This is a genomic window from Paenibacillus phoenicis (genome assembly GCF_034718895.1).
Taxonomy (GTDB): domain Bacteria; phylum Bacillota; class Bacilli; order Paenibacillales; family Paenibacillaceae; genus Fontibacillus; species Fontibacillus phoenicis.
This window is the reverse complement of sequence record NZ_JAYERP010000001.1, coordinates 1838156-1862895: the sequence shown is the minus strand read 5'-3', so window position 1 is coordinate 1862895 and position 24740 is coordinate 1838156. Positions and strand designations below refer to the sequence as shown.

General features: G+C 56.0%; 22 protein-coding genes. 21 read left to right on the top strand and 1 reads right to left on the bottom strand.

What is annotated here, in order from left to right:
* Positions 1-97: 97 nt before the first annotated feature.
* The 18 genes from U9M73_RS08840 (at position 98) to spoVM (ending at position 20992) form a co-directional block, all read left to right on the top strand.
* On the top strand, positions 98-2902 hold the full coding sequence (locus U9M73_RS08840; RefSeq protein ID WP_260071666.1) for a calcium-translocating P-type ATPase, SERCA-type: 2805 nt from the start codon (positions 98-100) through the stop codon (positions 2900-2902).
* Between the two features lie 71 nt (positions 2903-2973).
* Positions 2974-3810 carry a diaminopimelate epimerase gene (gene dapF / locus U9M73_RS08835; protein ID WP_009225243.1) on the top strand — a complete coding sequence of 279 codons (837 nt, stop codon included), beginning with the start codon at positions 2974-2976 and terminating at the stop codon, positions 3808-3810.
* A gap of 198 nt (positions 3811-4008) precedes the next feature.
* Entirely contained in the window at positions 4009-5934 is a 1926-nt protein-coding gene (locus U9M73_RS08830) for a bifunctional homocysteine S-methyltransferase/methylenetetrahydrofolate reductase (RefSeq protein ID WP_009225244.1), read from the top strand.
* 32 nt (positions 5935-5966) lie between these two features.
* The gene (locus tag U9M73_RS08825; protein ID WP_009225245.1) at positions 5967-6854 is read left to right on the top strand and encodes a YicC/YloC family endoribonuclease; all 888 of its coding nucleotides are present in this window, start codon (positions 5967-5969) and stop codon (positions 6852-6854) included.
* Positions 6855-6907: 53 nt separating this feature from the next.
* On the top strand, positions 6908-7168 hold the full coding sequence (remA, locus tag U9M73_RS08820) for an extracellular matrix/biofilm regulator RemA (RefSeq protein WP_009225246.1): 261 nt from the start codon (positions 6908-6910) through the stop codon (positions 7166-7168).
* A gap of 13 nt (positions 7169-7181) precedes the next feature.
* Positions 7182-7760 (top strand): guanylate kinase, encoded by a 579-nt coding sequence (gene gmk, locus U9M73_RS08815; protein ID WP_016311614.1) that lies wholly within the window; start codon positions 7182-7184, stop codon positions 7758-7760.
* A gap of 50 nt (positions 7761-7810) precedes the next feature.
* On the top strand, positions 7811-8035 hold the full coding sequence (rpoZ, locus tag U9M73_RS08810; RefSeq protein WP_036645258.1) for a DNA-directed RNA polymerase subunit omega: 225 nt from the start codon (positions 7811-7813) through the stop codon (positions 8033-8035).
* A gap of 108 nt (positions 8036-8143) precedes the next feature.
* Positions 8144-9364: a bifunctional phosphopantothenoylcysteine decarboxylase/phosphopantothenate--cysteine ligase CoaBC gene (gene coaBC, locus U9M73_RS08805; RefSeq protein ID WP_260070893.1), complete on the top strand. Its 1221-nt coding sequence runs from the start codon at positions 8144-8146 to the stop codon at positions 9362-9364.
* Positions 9361-11925, top strand: a complete 2565-nt coding sequence (gene priA / locus U9M73_RS08800) for a primosomal protein N' (protein ID WP_323076882.1) — start codon at positions 9361-9363, stop codon at positions 11923-11925. The genes coaBC and priA overlap by 4 nt, the downstream gene beginning before the upstream one ends.
* Positions 11926-12031: 106 nt before the next feature.
* Complete coding sequence (gene def, locus U9M73_RS08795; protein WP_009225251.1) at positions 12032-12514, top strand: peptide deformylase; 483 nt, start codon at positions 12032-12034, stop codon at positions 12512-12514.
* Positions 12515-12524: 10 nt separating this feature from the next.
* Entirely contained in the window at positions 12525-13484 is a 960-nt protein-coding gene (gene fmt, locus U9M73_RS08790) for a methionyl-tRNA formyltransferase (protein WP_036645260.1), read from the top strand.
* Positions 13481-15001: a 16S rRNA (cytosine(967)-C(5))-methyltransferase RsmB gene (rsmB, locus tag U9M73_RS08785; protein ID WP_323076880.1), complete on the top strand. Its 1521-nt coding sequence runs from the start codon at positions 13481-13483 to the stop codon at positions 14999-15001. The genes fmt and rsmB overlap by 4 nt, the downstream gene beginning before the upstream one ends.
* A 153-nt stretch (positions 15002-15154) precedes the next feature.
* Positions 15155-16201: a dual-specificity RNA methyltransferase RlmN gene (rlmN, locus tag U9M73_RS08780; protein WP_009225254.1), complete on the top strand. Its 1047-nt coding sequence runs from the start codon at positions 15155-15157 to the stop codon at positions 16199-16201.
* Between the two features lie 6 nt (positions 16202-16207).
* On the top strand, positions 16208-16981 hold the full coding sequence (locus U9M73_RS08775; RefSeq protein ID WP_009225255.1) for a Stp1/IreP family PP2C-type Ser/Thr phosphatase: 774 nt from the start codon (positions 16208-16210) through the stop codon (positions 16979-16981).
* Positions 16978-19146 carry a Stk1 family PASTA domain-containing Ser/Thr kinase gene (pknB, locus tag U9M73_RS08770; RefSeq protein WP_009225256.1) on the top strand — a complete coding sequence of 723 codons (2169 nt, stop codon included), beginning with the start codon at positions 16978-16980 and terminating at the stop codon, positions 19144-19146. The genes U9M73_RS08775 and pknB overlap by 4 nt, the downstream gene beginning before the upstream one ends.
* A gap of 32 nt (positions 19147-19178) precedes the next feature.
* Positions 19179-20093 carry a ribosome small subunit-dependent GTPase A gene (gene rsgA, locus U9M73_RS08765; RefSeq protein WP_009225257.1) on the top strand — a complete coding sequence of 305 codons (915 nt, stop codon included), beginning with the start codon at positions 19179-19181 and terminating at the stop codon, positions 20091-20093.
* A 4-nt stretch (positions 20094-20097) separates the two neighbouring features.
* Entirely contained in the window at positions 20098-20772 is a 675-nt protein-coding gene (gene rpe, locus U9M73_RS08760; RefSeq protein ID WP_323076874.1) for a ribulose-phosphate 3-epimerase, read from the top strand.
* Positions 20773-20911: 139 nt separating this feature from the next.
* Positions 20912-20992 (top strand): stage V sporulation protein SpoVM, encoded by an 81-nt coding sequence (spoVM, locus tag U9M73_RS08755; protein ID WP_036621610.1) that lies wholly within the window; start codon positions 20912-20914, stop codon positions 20990-20992.
* Positions 20993-21150: 158 nt separating this feature from the next.
* Here spoVM and rpmB read toward each other — a convergent pair whose 3' ends face one another.
* Positions 21151-21339, bottom strand: a complete 189-nt coding sequence (rpmB, locus tag U9M73_RS08750) for a 50S ribosomal protein L28 (RefSeq protein ID WP_009225259.1) — start codon at positions 21337-21339, stop codon at positions 21151-21153.
* Positions 21340-21550: 211 nt separating this feature from the next.
* On the opposite strand from rpmB, the gene U9M73_RS08745 reads away from it, so the two are divergent.
* Genes U9M73_RS08745 through U9M73_RS08735 form a run of 3 tightly spaced genes read left to right on the top strand, consistent with a single transcriptional unit; the run spans position 21551 to position 24599 of the window.
* Positions 21551-21910 carry an Asp23/Gls24 family envelope stress response protein gene (locus U9M73_RS08745; protein ID WP_009225260.1) on the top strand — a complete coding sequence of 120 codons (360 nt, stop codon included), beginning with the start codon at positions 21551-21553 and terminating at the stop codon, positions 21908-21910.
* Between the two features lie 15 nt (positions 21911-21925).
* Positions 21926-23701, top strand: coding sequence for a DAK2 domain-containing protein (locus U9M73_RS08740; RefSeq protein WP_323076869.1), 1776 nt, complete (start codon positions 21926-21928; stop codon positions 23699-23701).
* 25 nt (positions 23702-23726) lie between these two features.
* Positions 23727-24599, top strand: a complete 873-nt coding sequence (locus U9M73_RS08735; RefSeq protein WP_323076868.1) for a DegV family protein — start codon at positions 23727-23729, stop codon at positions 24597-24599.
* The last annotated feature ends 141 nt before the right edge of the window (positions 24600-24740 follow it).

Sequence of the window (24740 nt, the reverse complement as noted above, 5' to 3'; positions counted from 1 at the left end):
CCCTGTGATAATTTGGGACTGGCTAGAATACATTTACCCTAGGTGGAAAAGCCTTCACGCCGATACTGCATAATAAACGGAAGGGGAATTAAGGAGGATGGAACAAAAAAACTGGCACCAGTGGAGCAGTGATGCGCTTCTGCAACACTTCGGCGTCACGCGTGAACAGGGCCTGACCGATGAAGAAGCGCAGAAGAGACGCGAGGAATTTGGCTGGAACGAACTGCAGGAAGGAGAGCGCATCTCCCCGATTCTGCTGTTCCTGAACCAGTTCAAGGATTTTATGATGCTGGTGCTGATGGGTGCCACGCTGATTTCCGGTTTTCTCGGCGAGTATCTGGATGCCGTCACAATCATCGCCATCATCATTCTGAACGGGGTGCTTGGATTCATCCAAGAATTCCGTGCGGAGCGTTCCCTGCGGGCATTAAAAGAGCTGTCCGCGCCCCATGCCAATGTGCTGCGCCAAGGCGTCGTCAAGAACATTCCAGCCAGAGAGCTTGTTCCAGGGGATATCGTCCTGCTGGAAAGCGGGGACCGGATTCCAGCTGACATCCGGTGGTTATCTACGAACAGCCTGGACGTGGAAGAATCCGCTTTGACCGGCGAATCGCATCCGGTGGGCAAACATGCGGGGGTGCTGAGTGAAAGTGACGTTCCGCTGGGAGACCAGAAGAACATCGGCTTCATGGGCACGATGATCACCCGCGGTACGGGCCGGGGGATCGTGATCCGCACGGGCATGGACACCGAGATGGGGAAAATCGCCGATTTGATTCAAAATACCGAGGTCCAGGAAACCCCGCTACAACGGCGTCTGGAGCAGCTCGGCAAAATTTTGATTTATATGGCGCTTGGCTTGACCGTCGTTGTGGTGCTCCTGGGGATTCTGCAAGGGCAGCCGGCCGCCAGCATGTTCTTTGCCGGAGTGAGTCTTGCTGTTGCTGCTATACCGGAAGGTCTGCCGGCCATCGTGACGATTGCGTTGGCGCTGGGTGTGCAGCGCATGATCAAACGCAAAGCAATCGTTCGCAAGCTGCCGTCGGTGGAGACGCTGGGCTGCGCTACGGTCATCTGTTCGGACAAGACCGGTACGCTAACCCAAAACAAAATGACCGTAACCCGGTTGTGGCTGGAAGGCAGATCGCTGGAAGTGACGGGCGAAGGCTACGAGCCGGTTGGCAATATTCTGGACCAAGGCGTGCCCGTCGATTTGCGCAATGACCAAAGCTTGCGCCGGATGCTGCAGATCAGCGCGTTGTGCAGCAATGCGGTCATCTATGACGACGATCCGGAGAAGCGCGGCCGCCGCAAGACGAAGGAGGACGCCGCTGCAGGCGGATCGGTCTGGAAGCTGAAGGGCGATCCAACCGAGGGGGCGCTGGTGACGCTGGCGTCCAAAATGGGCATGACGCCGGCAGCCTTAAGCGGAACGTATGTCCGCGATCTGGAGTTTCCTTTTGATTCCAAGCGGAAGCGGATGTCCGTCATCGTCTCCCATCAAGGCGGCAAAATGGCGCTCGTCAAAGGAGCACCGGATATGCTGCTCGAGCGCTGCTCCTATATCCTGTGGGATGGCAAAGTGGTGCCTTTCACGGGCACATTCCGGCAGAAAGTGCAAGCGGCCAACGAACAAATGGCCCGCAGTGCACTCCGCGTGCTTGGGTTGGCCTACCGCGACTTGAAGCCAACCGAAGGGGCAGAGCATGAAGATCAAGTGGAATCGCAGCTGATCTTCGTGGGTCTGACCGGTATGATCGACCCGCCGCGCCGCGAAGCGCGGGACGCGATTACCGTCTGCCGCCGCGCAGGCATCAAAACGGTGATGATCACCGGCGACCATGGGCTGACCGCCGAAGCGATCGCTGCCGATCTGGGGATTTTGCCGCGGGGCGGTACCTCGATGTCGGGCCAGCAGCTGGAGGCGCTGAGCGATGAGGAGCTGGAGAAGCAGGTAGACAACATCTACGTCTATTCCCGGGTGTCGCCGGAGCATAAGCTGCGGATCGTGAAGGCACTGCAGCGGAACGGGCATGTGGTGGCGATGACCGGCGATGGGGTAAACGACGCGCCGGCGATCAAAGCCGCTGATATCGGCATCGCCATGGGCATGACGGGCACGGACGTCTCCAAAGAAGCGTCCTCGCTGATCCTCAACGACGATAACTTTACGTCAATCGTTGCCGCAATCGAGGAAGGACGCAGCATTTACGAGAACATCCGTAAATTCATCCGTTATTTGCTGGCCTCCAATGTCGGCGAAATCCTGACGATGTTCTTCGCCATGCTGGCGGGCTTGCCGCTGCCGCTGCTGCCGATCCAAATTTTGTGGGTCAACCTGGTGACCGATGGTTTGCCGGCGATGGCACTGGGCGTCGATCAACCGGAAAAAGACTTGATGGAGCACAAGCCGCGCGGCGCAAACGAAAACATTTTTGCCCGCCGGTTAGGTTGGAAAATCATCAGCCGCGGAGTGCTGATCGGCGTATGCACGCTGGGCGCGTTTTGGTTGACGCTGCGCTATGCGCCATCGGATCCGGCCCAACTGGTCAAAGCGCAATCGGTCGCCTTTGCCACCCTGGTCATGGCGCAGCTGATCCATGTGTTCGATTGCCGCAGCTCGCGGTCGATTTTTCACCGTAATATTTTGCAAAATAAATATCTGGTTGCCGCTGTCCTGTCGTCGATTGTGTTGCTGCTTGGCGTAATGTACATTGAACCGCTGCAGCCGATCTTCAAAACGGTACCGCTTGGCACGCGGGAGTGGGCGATCACCCTGGTGGCCGCTGGCATTCCGACCTTCCTGATGGGCGCGGGCAGCGTCTGGTCAGGCAATCGGAAACGGCGCAGCAGCGGGCCGCGTCCCTTTGTCACCGCGAAAAGTACAAATATTCGTGCATAAAATCAATAGCTTTTGAACCTGGCAAAAGCTAGACTAACCCTATCATCCAACGATGCAGGAGTGGGGTTAGCATGGAATTTACAAAAATGCATGGACTAGGTAACGACTTTCTCGTATTTTATGGTGAACAACAGCTGCCGGATAACGTATCTGAACTGGCGATTCGGTGGTGTGACCGATATTTTGGCGTCGGCGGAGACGGATTGGTGTTTATTCTCCCGTCGGACAAAGCGGATTTCAAAATGCGGATCATTAATTCAGACGGCACGGAAGCTGAACAATGCGGCAACGCGATTCGCTGCGTAGCCAAATACGTCTACGACAACCGTCTGGTGGATAAAGACAGCGTAACGATTGAAACGTTGGGAGCAGGCGTTCAGCAAGTGACCTTGCAGGTCGAGGACGGTGTGGTCAAAACGGTGCGGGTCGACATGGGCGAACCGATCCTGGACGGCCTGACGATCCCAACGACGCTGAATCAGAATCCGGTGGTGAGCCAGCCGATTGAGACGAACGGCCAGGAATTTAAGTTTACGGCCGTCTCTATGGGCAATCCGCATTGCGTCATCTATGTGGATGATGCGCCGAATTTCGATGTGACGACATGGGGACCAAAGCTGGAGGTACATCCGTACTTCCCGCGCAAGATCAACGTAGAGTTCGCCACCGTGACGAACCGCCAGCGGGTGGAGATGCGCGTATGGGAACGCGGGGCGGGCCCAACGCTGGCTTGCGGTACTGGTGCTTGCGCCACACTGGTATCCTCCGTACTGAACGGATTGACGGATCGTGCCGCCTGGATTGGACTCAAGGGCGGAGACCTGTTTATCGAATGGGATGAACGCGACAATCATGTATACATGACGGGGCCGGCCGAAGCGGTGTACAAAGGCAGCGTCGAAATATAAGAGGTTCATTAAATTAGGATGGAACGATTGCCGGGATCCCTGATCGGGGACCCGGCTTTTTTTACGATAACTGCCAGCGATATTTGGGAACGATACCTTATCAATCGGAGCGATTTATGATAAATTAATATGATAATAGTTTGCGCCGGGATTGATTCATACAGCGATATAACATCACGGCAGTCAGGGGGCAGAAGCATGAAACCGGATTTGCGTACGACTTTGGAGCGCGAAATTATTGTCGGCGACGGGGCCATGGGGACGTATTTGTACCAGTTGGGTTTTCCGGTCGGCATTTCTTATGAAGAATTTAATTTGCTGCGCCCCGACGTGATCGGCGACATCCATCGCCGTTATCTCGATGCCGGGGCACGGCTGCTGGAAACCAATACGTTTTCGGCGAATTACTATAAATTGTCCAAATTCGGACTGGAGGCCAAGGTGGAGGACATCAACCGGGCTGCGGTACGGATCGCCAAGCAAGCGGCGGGCGAACGTGCGTATGTCGCGGGAGCGGTTGGTTCCATCCGCGGCGGCAAGCGGGCGAACGTCACCGTCCAAGAGCTCGGGAAATACTTCGAGCAGCAAATTGCTGCCTTGCTGAGCGAAGGGGTGGATGCGCTGCTGTTCGAGACGTTTTACGACCTTGGGGAAATGCGGATCGCTTTGGGACAAGCCCGCAAGCTGACGGATGTTCCGGTCATTTGCCAGTTCGCCGTCGATCAAATCGGACGCACGCTGGACGGATTTACGATTCCGCAGGCGTTTGGAGCGCTGGTTGAAGAAGGGGCAGACGTGGTTGGCTTCAACTGCCATTCCGGTCCAAAAGGAATCATGGGTGTCATGGACGACGTGGAGGGGCCGCTCAACGTGCCGATGTCCGTTTTCCCAAATGCAGGTTTGGCGGACTATATCGATGGAGAATATGTATATGGAGCGACTCCCGATTATTTTGGGGAGTGCGCCCGTGCTTTTGCCGATTTGGGGGCGAGATTGATCGGAGGCTGCTGCGGTACGACGCCGGAGCATATCGCCGCCATGGCGAAGGCCTTGGAAGGGTATGCCGCTCAGCCGCTGGCGAAGGAACGGAAGCTGCCTGAACCGCATCTATCCGCTAGCGTATCGCTCAACGAGCAGCCGAATGCGGTGCCTGCGGGCTCCAGCGAAACGGGTGCTGTTTCCGGCGGCGGGGAGAATCGCAAGCTTCCGAGCTTGACCGAGCTCGTGAAAGAGCGGCATACCGTCATCGTTGAGCTGGACCCGCCGCGCGACCTGGATATCGGGAAATTCATGGAGGGCGCAGCCGCTTTGAAAGAGGCGGGCATCGATGCGCTCACGCTGGCAGATAACTCGCTGGCCGTAACGCGGATGAGCAACATGGCGCTTGGACATCTCGTCCAATCTCAGCTCGGCTTGAGACCGCTGGTGCATATCGCCTGCCGGGACCGCAATCTCATCGGCACACAATCGCATATGATGGGCTTCGATGCGCTGGGCATCGACCACGTGCTCGCTGTGACGGGCGACCCTGCCCGCTTTGGCGATCTGCCGGGAGCGAGTTCTGTGTACGACTTGACGTCGTTTGAGATCATTCGCATGATCAAGCAGCTGAACGAAGGGATTTCTTTTTCCGGGAAGCCTTTGAAGCAAAAAGCCAAATTCGTCGTAGGCGCTGCGTTTAATCCGAATGTGAAGCATTTGCACAAAGCGGTGGAGCGATTGGAGAAGAAGATCGCTTCCGGCGCCGATTACATCATGACCCAGCCAGTATACGATCCGGAGCTGATCGTGGCGATCAAGCAGGCGACGGCGCATTTGGACGTGCCGATCTTCATCGGCATTATGCCGCTGGCCAGCGGCAAAAACGCCGAATATTTGCATAATGAGGTGCCCGGAATCCAGCTGTCGGATGAAGTCCGCAAGCGGATGGAAGGACTGCAAGGCGAAGAGGGGCGGGCGATGGGCGTCGAGATCGCCAAAGAGCTGCTCGACACGGCGATGGAGCATTTTAACGGAATTTATCTCATGACGCCGTTTATGTTCTATGAAATGAATGTCGCTTTAACGAATTATATTCGCGAGAAGTCCAAACGGGACTCGGCCCACTTGTCTCGGTTGTCATAATCAATTACAATAGGGTAACGGATGTGATGCCTATGTCGCACAGTATGACTGGGTACGGTGGGGCCGTCAGATCGTATGGCGGTTACGTCGTCCAATTTGAAATCAAGTCCGTCAACCATCGGTATGCTGAGGTTGTTCTGCGGATGCCGCGGGAATGGACGTGCTACGAAGACGGACTAAGGCGCCTGGTTCAGCGCCATATCAAACGGGGACGCATTGATGTATACATCAGTAAAGAACGCGATGAATCCGGCACCCTTCCTTACGTATTAAACCGTCCGGTCGTCGAAGCGTACCTAAAGGCAGCGGGTGAGCTCGCCAAGCACTATGGTGTCGACGCGAAGCTAAGCGCCAGAGATTTGCTATCCCTGCCGGATGCCTTGACGACGCCCGAGGAAGCAGCCCCGGCCGGCAGTGCTGATCCCGGATGGGAACAGGTGCTGACCGAAGGCTTGGAGGAAGCGCTGATTGGGCTTTTAGGTATGCGGGAACGGGAAGGGAAGCATTTGGCCGCCGATTTGGGTGAGCGACTGCAGCGGCTGGAAGCGATCCACGGCGAAATGGTTCGGTTGGCTCCGGAAGTCGTGAAAGAGTACCGGAGCCGTCTGAAAAATCGGCTAGCCGAACTGTTAGAGGGGAACTACGACGAGCAGCGATTTGCGATGGAAGTGGCCGTGTTTGCGGACCGGTCTAACATCGATGAGGAGCTGATTCGGCTGAAGAGCCACTTCGAACAGTGCCGCAGTCTGCTTCAAGCTTATGAACCGGTAGGGCGCAAGCTGGATTTTCTCATACAGGAAATGAACCGGGAAACCAATACGATTGGATCTAAAGCCAATCATTTGGCTCTAGTCAACCTGGTTGTCGAGTTGAAGGCCGAGTTAGAGAAGATCCGCGAGCAGGCGGCGAATCTCGAGTAAGCCATCTACCCGGCGCCGGGTGAGTCAAGCAAATTAGGGGGAACTACCTGAATATGGCAATTAAACTTATTAACATCGGCTTCGGTAATATCGTATCGGCCAACCGGATCATATCGATCGTCAGCCCCGAGTCTGCGCCGATCAAGCGGATCATTCAGGAGGCGAGAGATCGCCACATGCTGATCGATGCTACATACGGGCGGCGTACGCGCGCGGTGATCATCACGGACAGCGATCATGTGATATTATCGGCGGTACAGCCAGAGACCGTCGCTCATCGTTTGTCCACCAAGGAAGAAGACAACGACGAATAAAATGGAGAGAGCTATGTCTAAAGGGTTACTTATCGTATTATCCGGACCGTCTGGCGTTGGCAAAGGAACAGTATGCACTGAGCTGCGCAAGCGGATGCCGGAGCTGGTTTATTCCGTCTCGGCCACCACACGGCAACCCCGGGCGGGGGAAGAGAACGGCGTCAATTATTTTTTCAAAACCCGTGAGCAATTCCAGGAAATGATCGAGAACGATCAGCTTCTGGAGTATGCGGAGTACGTAGGCAATTTTTACGGGACTCCCCGCGATTTCGTGGAGGAGACGCTGGCTGGCGGGAAAGATATCATTTTGGAAATCGAAGTTCAGGGGGCGCTCAAGGTTAAGGAGAAATTCCCTGAGGGCGTGTTCGTGTTCCTGCTTCCCCCGTCGCTTGATGAGTTGAAAGGCCGGATTCAAGGTCGGGGAACGGAGAACCAGGCGACGATCGATCACCGCATGAGCGTGGCGGCCCATGAGATCGGACTGATGGAGAATTATGATTACGCCGTCGTCAATGACGAGATCGATTTAGCTTGCCAGAGAATACAATCCATTATCATCGCTGAGCATTGCAGAATCCGAAAGTCGTGCTAGCTAACGCTTCATATGGCGATGAGTCCAAATAAGAAGAGGTGTTTTTGAACATGCTGTATCCATCGATTGACAAGATGCTTGGAAAAGTCGGCAGCAAATACTCTTTGGTTGTTGCGGCTTCCCGGCGCGCGAGACAGCTGCGCGAAGGCGAGAAGAGCGAACTGAAGCAACCGAAGTCGCACAAGCCAGTGGGCATTGCCCTCGAAGAGATCTACGGGGACTACATTAAGCTGAAACAAGATGACGTAGTGTCGGAAGAGATCAACAAAGACTAATTCCAGACTAACTCAGAGAACAAAGCATATACGAAAGGCCTCCGGGCTTCTTTTTACGACAACCGCGAGGTTGTTATTTTTTTCGTTTGGGGAAAGCGAGGGGTAGCGATGTTAACCGGCAAGAAGGTTTTATTAGGCGTGACCGGCGGCATTGCCGCGTTTAAAGCGGCATCCTTGTGCAGCAAGCTGGTGAAGGAAGGCGCGGAGGTCCGCGTCATTATGACCCAATCTGCAACCAAATTTATCACAGAGCTGACGATGCAGGCGTTATCGAAAAATTTCGTATACACCGATACCTTTGACGAAAAACACGCCGAATCCATCGCACATATTAATTTAGCGGATTGGGCTGATCTGGTGCTGGTCGCTCCGGCCACCGCAAATATCATCGGCAAAATGGCGGCGGGGATCGCAGATGAGATGCTCTCGACGACGCTGCTGGCGACCCAGGCGCCGATTATGCTGGCACCGGCGATGAATGTGCACATGTACGAGCACCCGGCGGTTGTCCGCAATATGGCGGAGCTGACGGCGCGCGGCGTCATGATGATCGAGCCCGGCGAAGGCCTCCTGGCGTGCGGATATGTCGGGAAAGGACGGATGGAGGAGCCGGAGACGATCGTCCGGGTGGTGAAGGATTATTTTGCACGGGAAGCTCGCATCGCGCAGAAGCCTTTGGCCGGCAAAAAAGTCGTCGTCACCGCGGGAGGGACCGTGGAACGAATTGACCCGGTTCGCTATATCACCAACGATTCCTCGGGAAAAATGGGCTTCGCCATCGCCAAAGCGGCGCAGCGCCTTGGTGCCGAGGTCGTGCTGATCGCTGGGCATACGCAGGTGGAGCCTCCGGTCGGCATTCCGGTTACCCGCGTACAGTCGGCTCAAGACATGTTTGAGGCGGTGCAGGCGGCATGGGCGAATACCGACATCCTCGTTAAGGCCGCCGCCGTAGCGGATTACCGGCCAAAGGAAGCGGCCGTACAGAAGATCAAAAAAACCGGGGATTCGCTTGTGCTGGAGCTCGTAAAAAACATCGATATCCTGGAGACCCTAGGCAAGCAAAAAACAACGCAGTTCCTGATCGGCTTTGCCGCCGAAACGGAAAATGTGGAGCAGCACGCCATGGATAAGCTGAAGCGCAAAAACTGCGATCTTCTGGTTGCTAACGATGTGACCGTGCAGGGAGCGGGATTTGGTTCCGAAACCAACATCGTGAACATCTACGACGCATCCGGCTTAGTTCGATCTGTGCCGCAGATGACCAAGGATGAGGTGGCGTTGCAGATTATGGAGCTGGCTGCCGAACGGTTGGCGGGAAATGACCGATGACCTACCGTATGGCCAAAGTGATTGTTGATGTGCCGAGCCGGGAAACCGACCGGCCTTTTGACTATTTAATCCCTGAATCGATGGCCGGCTGGATCGAGGTGGGTAGCCGGGTAGGTGTTCCGTTCGGGCGCCGTACGGTTCAGGGCTTTGTCGTGTCCTTACATGAGCAGCCGGAGATGGACCCGGCGCGGATGAAGCCGATTCAGGAATTGCTTGACATGATGCCGCCGCTGCCGCCGGACCTGGTGGAATTGGCGGAGTGGATGAGCCGCAAATATGCCTGCAGTCTGATTGCAGCGCTGCAAGCGATGATTCCAGCGGCACTGAAGGGCAAGACCGAGCGGTATATTCGTGTGGCGGATGACGCAGCTGAAGAAGGGGCATTGACCGGGGCGGATGGACGGGCAGAAGGCGAAAACCATGCCTTTACGTTCCCACATTTGCTCACGCCTGAGGAAGAGGAAATTTTACGTTTCGTCCGGGCCTCCGATACCGTCACGATGAATCAGCTTGGGGCTAAATATCCGGAGGCTGCCGGCCTCATCAAAGATATGCTGGCCCGGGGCGTGCTGACGGAAAGCCAGGCGATCAAGGACAAGGTGCGCAAGAAGACGGTCAAAACCGTTGCTGCCGCTGTCAGCGGTCAGGCGGCGCAGGAGGCGCTCGCGTCGTTTGGCCCGCAGGCGCGCCGGCAAAAGGAAGTGCTGCAATACTTGCTGGAGGTTGGGTTGCCGCAGTCGCTTCAAGATGTCCTGTCGACGCTGCAGGTGACCGCCGGTACCGTGAAGAAGCTGGCGGAGAAGGGCTTTGCCGTCATCGAGGATGTCGAGGTGTTCCGCGATCCATACCAAGGCCGGCGCTTCCAACGCAGCGAGCCGCTGCCGCGCACGCCTGAGCAGGAGCTGGTGTACCGCCGTCTCGCGGAAACGCTGGACGCCCAGCGGCATGAAGTGTTCTTGCTGCACGGCGTGACGGGCAGCGGCAAAACCGAGGTGTACTTGCAGACGATCGAACGCTGCATCGATTCGGGTCGTCAGGCGATCGTGCTCGTGCCGGAAATTTCGCTGACCCCGCAAATGGTTGAACGGTTTAAGGGGCGCTTTGGCGCGAAGGTGGCGGTACTGCACAGCCGCCTGTCCACCGGCGAACGGTACGACGAATGGCGCAAAATCCGCGAAGGCCGCGTGGAAGTGGCGATTGGCGCGCGCTCGGCCATCTTCGCCCCGTTCAGCCGGCTTGGTCTGATTGTGATGGACGAAGAGCATGAAACCTCCTACAAGCAGGAGGAAACGCCAAAATACCATGCCCGCGATGTGGCGGTGAGACGGGCCCGCCAGCATGGGGCCGCCGTGATTCTAGGTTCGGCCACGCCGTCGCTGGAAAGCTACCACGCGGCGCGTTCCGGAGGCGGCGAGTTCGGGGAGTTTGCCCCGATCCTGCTGGAGATGAAGCAGCGTCCGGCTGGCAGCCGGCTGCCCGGCGTTCAGATCGTCGATATGCGCGAGGAGCTGAAGGAAGGCAACCGCTCGATGTTCAGCCGCGCGCTGCATCAAGGCATTGCCGCCCGCCTGGAGCGCGGCGAGCAAACCGTGTTGTTGCTGAACCGGCGTGGGTATTCGACGTTTGTGATGTGCCGGACCTGCGGATATGTGGCGAGTTGTCCGAATTGCGACATCTCGTTGACCTATCATCAGAAGTCAAACAACCTGCGTTGTCATTATTGCGGTTATGCGGAAGCCGCACCGTCTGTTTGCCCGGAATGCGGCAGCGAGCATATCCGTTATTTCGGTACTGGAACCCAGCGGGTGGAAGGGGAGCTGGCCAAGCTGTTTCCTGGCATTCGCGTTATTCGCATGGACGTTGACACGACTAGCGAAAAAGGCGCCCATGAGAAGCTGTTGCAGGCGTTCCGCGAGAAAAAAGGCGATGTACTGCTAGGCACGCAGATGGTAGCAAAGGGGCTGGATTTTCCTGACGTGACGCTGGTTGGCGTAATCGCGGCGGATACGGCGCTGAATTTCCCGGATTTCCGTTCGGCGGAGAAAACGTTCCAGCTGCTCACGCAGGTTGCCGGCCGCGCAGGGCGGCACCAGCTGCCCGGAGAGGTATTTATCCAGTCTTACATGCCGGAGCATTATTCGATCGTACACGCCAGCGGCCACGATTATTTATCGTTTGTCCGCGAGGAGCTGAAGACGCGTAAGACGATGCATTATCCGCCGTACAGCCGGCTGATCCTGGTTACGCTGTCGCATGAGAAGCTGCCGCTGCTGCTGCGGATGGCTGAGAATTTTGCCGGCGACCTGCGGGCGAAAGCCCAGCGCCAGGGATGGTTCGGCAGCCTGGACCGGTTCGTGCCGGCGGCGCTGGACATTCTTGGCCCGGTAGCTTCGCCGATCCCGCGTATCAAGAACCGCTATCGGATCCAGTGCATGGTGAAATACCGCGGCGACCTTGATGCGGTGAGCCTGGTCCAGGAGACAGCAGCGGCGACGCTGGACCAATGGCGCGATGCATTGCTTCAGATCAGTATCGATGTCGATCCGCAAATGCTGATGTAAGCACGGAAGAAATGATCCATTTTTCATCCGCTAGCATATATTTGGGATAAAATAGGGAAAGAGCAAAAGAAACTATGAAAGTGAAGACGGGAAAGGGAGTGCCATCATGGCGATTCGGATTATTGTTAAGGAACCGGATGAAGTGCTACATCAGGTAGCTAAAGAAGTGAAGAAGATTACGCCTAATATTCAAAAACTGTTGACGGATATGGCGGATACGATGTACGACGCGGAGGGCGTAGGTCTGGCTGCACCGCAAATCGGCATCCTCAAGCGGGTGATCGTGGTTGATGTCGGCGATGAGCACGGGCTGATTGAGCTGATCAATCCCGAGATCGTGTCCAAGGAAGGCGAGCAATTCGGACCGGAAGGCTGCCTCAGCATTCCGGGGTATCGCGGAGATGTTCGCCGTGCCATGACCGTCACCGTCAAAGGGCTGGACCGCAATGGCAACGAAGTGACTTATACGGGCTCCGAGCTGCTGGCGCGCGCGTTCCAGCATGAAATCGACCATCTGAACGGCGTATTGTATACGGACATTGCGGAAAGAGTGTACGAGATTACCCCTGAGGGTGAAGAGAAGGAGTGAACAGCGCCCGATGAATATCGTATTTATGGGGACGCCAGCGTTTGCGGTGCCTTCGCTGGAAGGACTGCTGCGCGAAGGGTACAACGTCGTAGGCGTGGTCACGCAGCCGGATCGGCCGCAGGGGCGCAAAAAAGTGCTGACGCCAACGCCGGTCAAGGAAGCCGCTTTGCGTCATGGGCTTCCCGTGCTGCAGCCGGCGCGGATGCGTGCGCCGGAGGCGGTGGCCGAGGTCGCCGCTTTGCAGCCCGATTTGATCGTCACTGCGGCGTACGGGCAAATTCTGCCGAAGGGCGTGCTGGACCTGCCGAAGTACGGCTGCCTGAACGTGCACGGCTCGCTGCTGCCGAAATACCGCGGCGGGGCACCGATCCAACGGGCGATTATGGGCGGCGAGAAAGAAACGGGCATCACCTTGATGTACATGGCCGAGGGGCTTGACACCGGCGATATGATCGCCAAGACGGTGGTGCCGATCGACGATGAGGATACGTCGGGGACGTTGTTCGAGAAGCTGAGCGAAGCCGGGGCGCGGCTGCTGCTGGAGCAGCTTCCGCTGATCCTTGAGGGTAAGGCGGAGCGGATTCCGCAGAACGATGCGGAAGCGACTTATGCACCAAATCTGACACGGGAGGATGAGCGCATCGATTGGAGCGCGACCTCGCGGCAAATTTATGATCGCGTGCGGGGGCTGGTGCCTTTTGCCGGCGGGTTTACGACTTGGAACGGTGAGGTATTTAAGGTTTGGGCGGTGGCCAAGCCTGCGGAGGCAGGAACTTCTGCGGGCGGGGCCGCGTCGACGTCTGAACCAGCGCCGGGGACGGTGCTTGAGCTTTCGTCACAGGGCATCAAAGTGAAAACCGGGGACGGCGCGGTATGGCTGACTCGGGTTCAGCCCGCAGGCAAGAAGGCGATGGAGGCCAGCGATTTCATTCGCGGCGGCGTGATGCAAGTCGGGACGGTCTTGTCATGAGCGGCGCAGGAAAGCGGCCGGGTTTAGGCTCGGGCGGAGGCAAGGGACCTGGAACCGGTGCGAAAGCAGCTGGACAAGCCAGCCGCGGCCAGGGTTCGGTTCAGCCGTCTGGCACGCCTTCATCCTGCGGGCGGGGCCGAAATCAGGCGGCTGCGTCGGCCCGCAGCGTAGCGCTGCAGGTGCTGACCGCCGTTGAGCAGGAGGGCGCCTACAGCAATCTGCTGCTCAACGGGGCGCTGCAAAGGTCCGGATTAACCGGACCGGATGCAGGTCTTGCAACCGAGCTGGTCTACGGCACCATTCAGCGGCTTAACACGATCGATTATTTTCTCGAGCAGTTTGTGACGAAGGGGCTGGCGAAATTAGCGCCTTGGGTGCGAAATCTGCTCCGGCTCAGCTTCTATCAGCTGCAATATCTGGACCGGATCCCTCCGCATGCGGCCGTGAACGAAGCGGTGAACCTGGCGAAACGCAAGGGACATCAGGGGATTTCCGGCATGGTGAACGGCGTGCTTCGCAACGTGCTGCGCCGCAAAGAGGAGCTGCGTTTGCCGGAGGGGCTGGACCCTGTGCAGCGCATCGCCCTGGAGCATTCCCATCCGGAATGGATGGTCGCGCTCTGGATCCAGCAATACGGCGAATCTGCCGCAGAAGCGATTTGCCGTGCCAACAATGAGCCGCCTTCGGTCAGCGTTCGGGTTAATCGCACGAAAGCGAGCCGGGACGAGGTGCTGCGCCTCATGGAAGAGCAAGGGCTGCGAGCCTCGGCCTCGCCGATCTCGCCGGACGGCATTGTGGTCCACAGCGGCGGCAATATGGCGCTGACCTCCTGGTACCGGGAAGGCTTGATTTCCGTACAGGACGAAAGCTCTATGCTCGTTGCCGAAGCGTTGGATCCGCAGCCGGGGATGAATGTACTGGACTGCTGCGCTGCGCCCGGCGGCAAGACATGCCATATCGCTGAGATCATGGAGGGCCGCGGCCGGGTGCTGGCGAACGACATCCATCCGCACAAGGCGAAGCTGATCGAGGACCATGCCAAGCGGCTAGGGCTGGACAACGTGGATACGTTATCGGGCGACGCCCTGCAACTCGCGGAGCGGCTGAAGGCAGCTTCCTTCGACCGGATTTTGCTGGACGTTCCTTGTTCCGGACTTGGCGTGATCCGCCGCAAGCCGGATTTGAAGTGGGCGAAGAAGCCGGAGGACGTGACGGAGATCGCCGGCGTCCAGCGGACTTTGCTCGACTCGGTGAGCGGGCTGCTGAAGCCGGGCGGCTTGCTCGTCTACAGCACTTGCACGATTGAACCGCGCGAAAATGCCGAGATGGTCGCCTCCTTCCTGAGCCGCCATCCGGAATTCGAGCTGGCGGATGAGCCGATCAGCTGGAAGGAGCGCGGTGCTTTGGCAGCTGCCGCTGGGCGGGTCGAGGCTGGGCTGCAGATTTTGCCTCAGGACGCCCATTCGGACGGATTTTATATTGCTCGACTCCGCAGGAAGTTGATAGAGAAGGATTGACATGACAAGGTCAAGCAGCCGCTCGAAACGGCGGGCTTGGCCTTTTTGCGCCGCTGCGGCGGGAAGGTCGACTTTAGTCGGAAGTCAATTTATGATAAAATGGGAAGAATGAGTGGGCAACTTTTCAAAATAGATATGGACAGGTGTGTGAAAATGAAACCTTTTATATATGATTATACGTTGGAAGAATTACAGGAATGGGCCGTATCGCAGGGAGAACCTGCGTTTCGCGGCGGACAGATCTTCGATTGGCTGTACGTGAAACGCGTCAGCTCCTTCGATGAGATGACCAACCTGTCCAAGGCGCTTCGGCAGAAGCTGGCTGACGAATTTGCGTTCGTTACGCTGCAGGAGATTACGAAGCTGGAATCCAAGGACGGAACGGTGAAGTTCCTGTTCGGGCTGCATGATGATCATGCTATTGAAACGGTCATTATGAAGCATAACTACGGCAACAGCATCTGCGTGACCACCCAGGTCGGCTGCAAGGTCGGCTGTACGTTTTGTGCCTCGACATTAGGGGGGCTGAAGCGGAATCTGACGCCGGGAGAAATCGTCGCCCAGGTCGTGCAGGCGCAAAAGATTCTGGACGCCAAAGGCGAACGCGTCAGCAGCATCGTGATCATGGGGACCGGCGAGCCATTTGAAAACTATGATGCCACGATGAAATTTTTACGGATTATGATCCATGAAAAGGGCTTGAACATCGGACAACGGCATATTACTGTATCAACGAGCGGGATTGTCCCGAACATTTACCGGTTTGCGGACGAGAACACGCAAATTAACTTGGCGATCTCGATCCATGCGCCAAATGATGCGCTCCGCTCGAAGTTGATGCCGGTCAACCGGCGCTTTCCGTTTGACGACGTGATGGAGGCGCTCCGCTACTACATCGCCAAAACCGGCCGCCGCATTACGTTCGAGTACGCGCTGATCGGCGGGGTGAATGACCAGCCGGAGCATGCGGAGGAACTGGCCGACGTGATCAAGGATATGCTTTGCCACGTCAATTTGATTCCGGTCAACTATGTGCCGGAGCGCAAATACGTGAGAACGTCGCGTAACGATATTTTTAAGTTTCAGCGCATACTGGCGGATAAAGGCATCAATGTGACGATCCGCCGGGAGCAAGGCCATGATATTGCCGCTGCCTGCGGACAACTGCGGGCGAAGCACATGGAGTCTGGTGCGAGGTGAGCGAATATGATGAATTGTGTTTTTGTAAGTGATGTGGGACGAGTCCGTTCCGTCAATGAGGACTGCACATGGGTGGACCAGCTGGAATCGGGATACACGCTGGCGATTGTCGCGGACGGAATGGGCGGCCATCAGGCTGGAGACATTGCCAGCCGCATGGCGGTTGAGACCATTACCGAGGATTTGGGGGCGCTGCCGACAGGATTGTCGGTGGAGGCTTGCGGGGAAGAATTGAAGAAGGCGATTCTTCACGCCAACGAAGCCGTATTCCGCAAAGCGTCAGAGCATGTGGAATACCATAGTATGGGCACCACGGTTGTCGCTGGGATCTTTGCAGGCCGCGACGGCGTAATCGCTCATATCGGCGACAGCCGGGCCTACCATTTCCGGCAGGGCCAGCTCATCCAATTGACGGATGACCACTCGCTGGTCAACGAGCTGCTCAAGAACAATCAGATCAGCGCTGAGGAGGCAACGGTGCATCCGCATCGGAATGTCGTGACCCGCGCGCTGGGAACCGATGAGCAAGTCGAGGTCGACATGAACCGGGTATCGCTGGAGCCGGGGGATATTTTGCTGCTCTGCAGCGACGGGCTCAGCAACTACGTGACACCGGAACAAATGGCTCTGACGCTTGGCTCAGAAGATCTTGGGTTACAGGGCCGGGCCGACCGATTGCTCCAGCTGGCGCTAAGCGCAGGAGGCGACGATAACATTAGCGTTGCCCTGCTGGAACAACATGAGGATGCCGGGTCGGGCAAAAAGGAGTGGAATTCATGATCGGACACGAATTGGGCGGTCGTTATCAAATTATCGAGAGGATCGGCGGAGGGGGCATGGCGCTTGTCTACAAAGCGCAGGACCTGCTGCTGAACCGCTACGTGGCCATCAAAGTGCTGCGTCAACAATTTGTGAACGACGAGGAATTTATCCGGCGTTTCCGCCGGGAGGCGCAGTCTGCTGCATCCTTGTCGCACCCGAATATCGTCAGCGTGTATGACGTTGGACAAGAAGATGAGATCCATTACATCGTGATGGAATACGTTGAAGGGCAGAATCTCAACGAAATTATTAAGGAGCGGGCCCCGCTGCAGGTTGAAGAAGCCGTTCGCATTGCGTCGCAAATCGCCGATGCGCTGGACCACGCCCATCATAACCAAATTATTCACCGGGATATCAAACCTCATAACATATTGATTGGACGAAACGGACGCGTCAAAGTGACCGATTTCGGGATTGCCCGTGCCGTCACGTCGGCGACCATTACGCAAACCGGCTCAGTGGTGGGCTCGGTGCATTATTTCTCGCCGGAGCATGCGAAAGGCGTAGCCACTGGGGAGAAATCCGACCTGTACTCGCTGGGGATCGTGTTGTACCAGATGCTGACCGGTCGGTTGCCGTTCCTTGGTGAAAGCCCAATCAGCGTAGCATTAAAGCATTTGCAGGAGCAATTCGATGAGCCGCGTATGGTGAATCCGATGATTCCGCAAAGCGTGGAGAACATCATCTTGAAATCGATGCGGAAAAATCCGAACGAACGCTACCAGTCTGCCAAAGAGATGCTGCGCGACCTGGAAACCTGCTTGTTGCCGGAACGAAGAATGGAATCGAAATTGGCCTTTATAGATGATCATGACGAAGACAGCACGCGAATCATTCCGGCGATCCGTCCGCAGCATCAACCTCAAGGTGTGGCGGCAGGGCCGTCCAAACTGTCCCGCGACAGCGGAGCGGCGATGGTGGAGGAACGGGAGAGCGCTCCTAAGAAAAAGGCTTGGAGCAAGCCGGCGCTTTGGGTCAGCCTGACGCTGGTCGTCCTGCTTGCCTTGGCCGGCGTTGCCTGGTACGTGACGAAATTGGTGACCGTCCCAGAAGTCGCGGTGCCAAACGTGCTTAATCTGCACGAGGAACAGGCGATTCAGACCCTGACCGATAAAGGGATTGCCGTTGGGGAGATCACCCGGGAATACAAAGAAGGCGTGGACGAGGGGATCGTCTATGAGCAGAGCAAGCCGGAGGGGACGATGGTCAAGGAAGGCTCAGTCATCGACTTGAAGGTGAGCACGGAGAAGCCGCTGGCAAAAATGCCGGCATTAACGGGAAACTATGATGATGCGCTGCAGCAGCTGAAAGAGCTTGGCGTAGACGAGGCCCGCGTGCGGAAAGTGGAGGAAAACAACAGCGAGATTGAGCCAGGCATGATCATCAGCCAATCGCCGGAAGCCGGAGAGGAATTTGATCCCGAGACGGATACGATCGTGCTGAAGGTCAGCAAGGGACCGTCTGAGGTGAAAATGCCGGACCTCGTGAACAAGACGCAAGCGGAAGCGGAAAAATTGATCCGAGACGCAGGGCTGGTGCTGGCTGAAGACGGAATCAAAGAGGAATCGAGCTTTGAGGTCGAGGCGGGCAGAGTAACGAAACAGTGGCCTTATGCCCCGGACGACCTGGTGGTGCCAGGCTCGAAAGTGACGTTGTTTATCAGCACCGGTTATCCGCAGGAAGCGATCAACTATACGTTCCAAGTACCGGCTGCACCTGCACAGGAAGGCCAAATCAGCAAATATACGATCGTGTATGGGGATGCTCGTGGAGAAGGGCGCGAATGGGGCACGCAAAAGGTAGGCAAACCGCAATACCTGTCGGTTGACCTGGTTCTGGCGCCGAACAAGAACGGTTACGTGACAGTAACGCGCGACGGCGTCTTGCTGGATACTTACCCGATCTCGTACATCGATGCGAAGCAAGGAACTGTACCTGTGCCGCAATTCCCGGATCAAGGCGGTACGGAAGATGAGGACACAATGGACATGAACTCGGGTGATAATCCACCCGATACCGGCATGATCTTATCCGGTAAGCTGGCTTCGCTCCAGAATGAGCAAGGCGCAGCCCAAGGTAAAGGAAAGGCGGGTAAACGAAACAAACATGGCAATGGCAATTAAGTCAGACCGATATGAAAGCGAGGCCGGCGGATATGCCTGAAGGCTTGATTGTGAAGGCATTAAGCGGATATTACTACGTGAAGCCGGCGACGGCACAGGACGGGGCAGCGGATGCTTATATCCAGTGCCGCGGACGAGGGATTTTTAAGAAGAAAGGCATTACTCCCTTGGTAGGCGACAGGGTGGTCTATTCCCCCACCGAAAACGGGGAAGGCACCGTGGACGAAATCCTGCCAAGGGAAACCGAGCTGATCCGTCCGCCGATCGCCAATGCCAAGCTGGCGGTGCTGCTGTTCTCCCTGCGGGAGCCGGATCTCAATTTGCAGCTGCTGGACAAGTTTCTGGTGCATATCGAGCACGCTGGTCTGCAAGCATTGATCTGCCTCACCAAGGAGGATTTGCTGGAGGAGGACGGGGCGGAAGAAACTCCCGAAATCATTCGCCAGGTCAAAGCAATGTATGAATCAATCGGCTATGAGGTCATTGTCACCAGCTCCGTGACCGGGATGGGAACCGAGGAGGTAAAATCCCGTTTGGCTGGGGAGATCAGCGTCTTCTCGGGGCAGTCGGGGGTCGGAAAATCCTCGTTGCTTAACGCGATGCTCGGGTTATCGCTGGAGACAAGTGAAATCAGCCTCAAGCTGGGCCGGGGACGTCATACGACGCGGCATGTCGAGCTGATTGAGCTGGAGAACGGCGGTTACGTGGCTGACACCCCGGGCTTTAGCCAGCTGGATTTTCTCGAGTTAGGGATCGAGGAGTTATCCAGCTGCTTCCGGGAATTTGCCGATTACGCGGAGGGCTGTAAATTCCGCGGCTGCAGCCATTTGCATGAGCCGGGCTGCAAGGTCAGAGAGGCTGCGGACAATGGAGAAATCGCCGCCAGCCGTTATGAGCATTATGTACAGTTCTATGAAGAGATGAAGGACAAGAAGCGGAGGTATTGACGTCATGAGCAACAACATCTATATCGCGCCGTCGATTTTGTCGGCGAATTTCGCCAAGCTGGGCGAGGAGGTCGCTGACGTAGAGCGGGGAGGCGCTGACTGGCTGCATGTGGACGTGATGGACGGCCATTTCGTCCCGAACCTGACGTTTGGTCCGCTGGTGCTGCAAGCGATTGCTCCGCAGACCAAGCTGCCGCTGGACGTCCATCTGATGATCGAGAAGCCCGAGGAATATATCCCGGCCTTTGCCAAAGCGGGCGCGCATCTTATCACCGTACATGCGGAAGCTTGCGTGCATCTGCACCGGGTGCTGCACCTGATTAAGGAGCAAGGGGTTAAGGCGGGCGTGGCGATTAATCCAGCCACACCGGCTTCGGCCGTTCGCGAGGTGCTGGAGGACGTCGATCTCGTACTTGTGATGACGGTAAATCCCGGCTTTGGCGGACAGGCGTTTATTCCGGGAACGCTGCGCAAAATTCGGCAGCTGAAGGCCTGGAAGGATGAGCTGGGCTTAAACGATTTGCGGATTGAAGTGGACGGCGGGATCGCCGCTGCGACGGCGCCGCTGGTTGTAGAAGCGGGAGCGGATGTGCTGGTTGCCGGCAATGCGGTGTTTGGCCAAGTGAACCGGCGTGCTGCGATGGCAGAAATCCGCGAGAGCCTGGCCGGATTGGCATAGGCGCTTCAAGATGCGCATACATTGGTTACATGAGCGAAGGTTCTCATGTAGCCTTTTTTTTTGTGGCGGGAATACACGAGTAAATGACATCAAACATAGAATATGGGTGAAGGCATGAGCACGATGGGGAGGGTGAACGATGAAATTTTACACATTCAAGCTGCCTAAGTTTTTGGGAGGATTCGTTAAGGCGGTACTGAACACGTTTCACAAGAACTAGCGGGCGGGGCCTGAGAACCCGCCCCAAGCAGCGGAAGAGCGCGCCTGACGGTTCCCGCCATCAAGGATTGCTTGGGCCGCTGACTTCAAGGGAAAAAGCGCAGTAAAAAAGCACCTCCATAGGAAAAGGTGCTTTTTGTCTATAATTCGTCCCGTCTGTTACACGCGGGTCACTTTACCGGATTTCAAAGCCCGAGTGCTAACGTATACGCGTTTCGGTTTGCCGTCTACCAAGATCCGGACCTTCTGCACGTTTACGCCCCAAGAGCGCCGATTGCGATTGTTTGCGTGAGATACATGGTTACCGCTGCCTGGCTTCTTGCCAGTCACATAACATTTGCGAGCCATTCATTACACCTCCTGTTCCAGATACACCTGTCTTGAAAATAACACTAACAATACAATATCACGGTTATTGACAATACTTAAATATAATATCACAGTAAAAAAAGCTCCGTCAACAGCTATTGACGTTCGACTCTTTTATTTATTTCTCTCTGGTCTTATAGTACAATATAGTTTAGTCCATAATAATTTCTATGGAAGGAGTGAGATAGGCGTGGCTGTAAATCTTACGACCAAATATGGACGAATCGATATTTCGGAGGAAGCCATTAAGGTGATCGCCGGATCGGCCGCCATGGAGTGTTATGGACTGGTTGGAATGGCAAGCCGAAAGCAGTTGAAGGACGGCATTGCCGAATTGCTGGGGCGCGAGAATTTGGCCCGGGGTGTGGAAGTGAACCTGGATAATCATCGATTAGCTATTTATCTTTATATTATAGTCAGTTATGGCACGAAAATTTCCGAGGTCGCACACAACATACAGCTCAAAGTGAAATACGTACTAAGTGAAATCGTTGGACTCGAAGTGGATCAGGTGAATATCGTAGTCCAAGGTGTACGCGTATCAAGCTAGGAAGGGGAATTTTCATTGAGTAAGCGTTCTTTAACTGGAACAGATTTCACCGCTATGGTATTGGCAGGCGCAAAGCGGCTGACAGAGCATGCTGAGCACGTCAATTCCCTGAACGTATTCCCGGTACCCGATGGGGACACCGGAACGAATATGAATTTGACGATGACCGCCGGCGTAACGGAATTGAAAGATCACGGAACCGGGGGTTTGGGCAGCAGAGCAGCCACTTTATCCAAAGGCCTGTTGATGGGCGCACGCGGGAATTCCGGCGTGATCTTGTCCCAGCTGTTCCGCGGCTTTAGCCGTTATGCTGCATCATTGGAAGAGATGAATGCAGCTCAATTTGCCGCCGCTCTACAAAGCGGGGTAGATACCGCTTATAAAGCGGTCGTCAAACCGGTGGAAGGCACGATCCTGACGGTGGCGAAGGAAGCCGCCAAGCATGCCGTCTATTATTCGCGCAGAACAACGGATATCACGGAATTGATGAGCGAGGTGCTGGCCAAAGCGAAGGAAGCGCTCGCGAATACGCCGGAGCTGTTGCCGGTGTTGAAACAGGTTGGCGTCGTGGATTCGGGCGGTCAAGGACTTGTTTATATTTATGAAGGATTTTTACAATGGCTGCAAGGCGGCGCCAGCAGTGAAGCCGCAGCGACATTGGGACAAGCCCCCGCACCAGTTGCCAAACCAGAGCAGCGTGCTCAAACGGCCGTACCGGTGCATGCTCCAGCTTCGGCACAGGCCAAGCTCGAAACAGAGGATATCGAATACCTCTATGACATGGAATTTTTCATTAATCGAAAAATCGGTGAAATCAAGGATGCTGTTTTTGACGAGGATCAGTTCCGGAAAGCGCTTTCGGTCAATGGGGATTCGATTATCGTGATCGCGGACGACGAGATCATCAAAGTCCATGTCCATTCCAAAACGCCGGGCGACGTGCTGAATCTGGCGCTGCGTTACGGTGAAATTACACAAATTCATATCTTGAACATGCGTGAGCAGCACCGGGATCTGTTGATTGCAGGGATGGATGCCGCGCCGCCGATGCCGGAGCTGTTCGCCGAAATTCCGGCAGAACCGGCCCAACCGGTGGATCCGGCAGGGATTCCTGCGGATGAGCTGGCGCCTTATGGCTTTATCGCCGTTGCTTCCGGTCAGGGAATTTCGGAAATTTTCAAGAGCTTAGGTGTGGATGTCGTCCTGTCCGGCGGGCAGACGATGAACCCAAGCACTGAAGATTTCGTGAAGGCGATCCAATCGATTTCGGCTCAGCACGTGTTTGTCCTGCCGAATAACTCGAATATTATTCTGGCTGCGCAGCAGGCACGTGATTTGCTTGAAGGGGAGCGCAGCGTGACGGTTATCCCAAGCAAGAGCATTCCTCAGGGGATTGCCGCAGCGTTTGCTTTCCAAGAAGAAGAAAGCGTGGAAGCCAACGCGGATAATATGCAGAACGCGGTGCAACACGTGAAGACGGGCCAAGTGACGTATGCGGTCCGCGACACGATGTTTGATGATTTGGAGATTACGGCAGGTCATTATATCGGTATTGCAGATTCTAAAATCGTGGCCACCGAAGAGGGCTTGCTGGAAACGAGTCAGGGCTTATTAGCCAAGATGCTCACTGGCGGCGATGAAATCGTGACGGTGCTGGCCGGTGAAGAAGCTGACGAAGAGATGACGAATGCGCTGGTGGCCTGGATTCATGAGGAGTATCCCGACGTCGAGGTAGAGGTCCATAACGGCGGGCAACCGATTTATTATTATCTGTTTTCGGTAGAATCCTAATCCCCATGAGAGGATGAAGATGCTTATGAATCAGGCTATCATTATTGCCGACAGTACGGCGGATATCCCGCAGGCGACCGTTTCGGAATACGGCATTCATATCGTACCGATGCGGCTGGCCTTCGGGGACCAATCTTATCTCGAAGGCATCGACATCACCGCGGAAGAGTTCTACGATAAATTGAGCAAATCGAAGGAACTGCCTACCACTTCGCAGACCTCGCCGTCTCAGTATGTGGAGGTTTACCGCAACTTGCTTGCTGCCTATCCCGGATCACCGATCATTTCGATCCATATCTCCTCAGGGATGAGCGGAACCTATCAATCCGCGGTGCTGGCGAAGGAGATGCTGGAAGAAGAGCTGGGTCATTCGGTAGATGTCACGGTCATTGACTCGCTGTGCGCGTCCTATGGCTTCGGCCTGCTGGTTGTACATGCCGCACGGCTGGCGAAGCAAGGGGCTTCGGTCGAGGAAATTCGAGCTGAGGTTGAGCGGCTCGGGAAGGCGCGTCGGTTGTATTTTCTCGTTGATACGCTGGAATACTTGCAAAAAGGCGGACGGATCGGTAAAGCCGCGGCAATCCTGGGCAACCTGCTGAACATTAAGCCGATTCTGTCAGTAGACCAGGAAGGCATCATTTACGCCGTGGAGAAGGTTCGCGGCCGCAAGAAGGCGATCTCCCGCGTTATCGAATTGTTCGTGAACGATTTCGGTGGGACGAAGGATATCAACGTGGCCGTTTGCGATTGCGTGAATCCGGAAGTCTCCGAGGAAATCCTGGATCTGCTGCGGCAGCACTTTACGCTGCATGAGGTTGTCCGCAACAGCATCGGTGCGGTTGTTGGCACGCACGTAGGTCCGGGGACTGTGGCGACGTTTATTTGGCCGGCGAAGTGATGTTTGGAAGTTGCGGTGTGCGTGCGGTTGTGGCTGTGGTTGTGGCTGTGGTCCGTGGCCGTGGCTCTGGACGATTTTAACGGAACTGAGGGCCCTTATTTGACCATTTCCCGGCGATTTCCCGGTGTAACGGAACTCAGA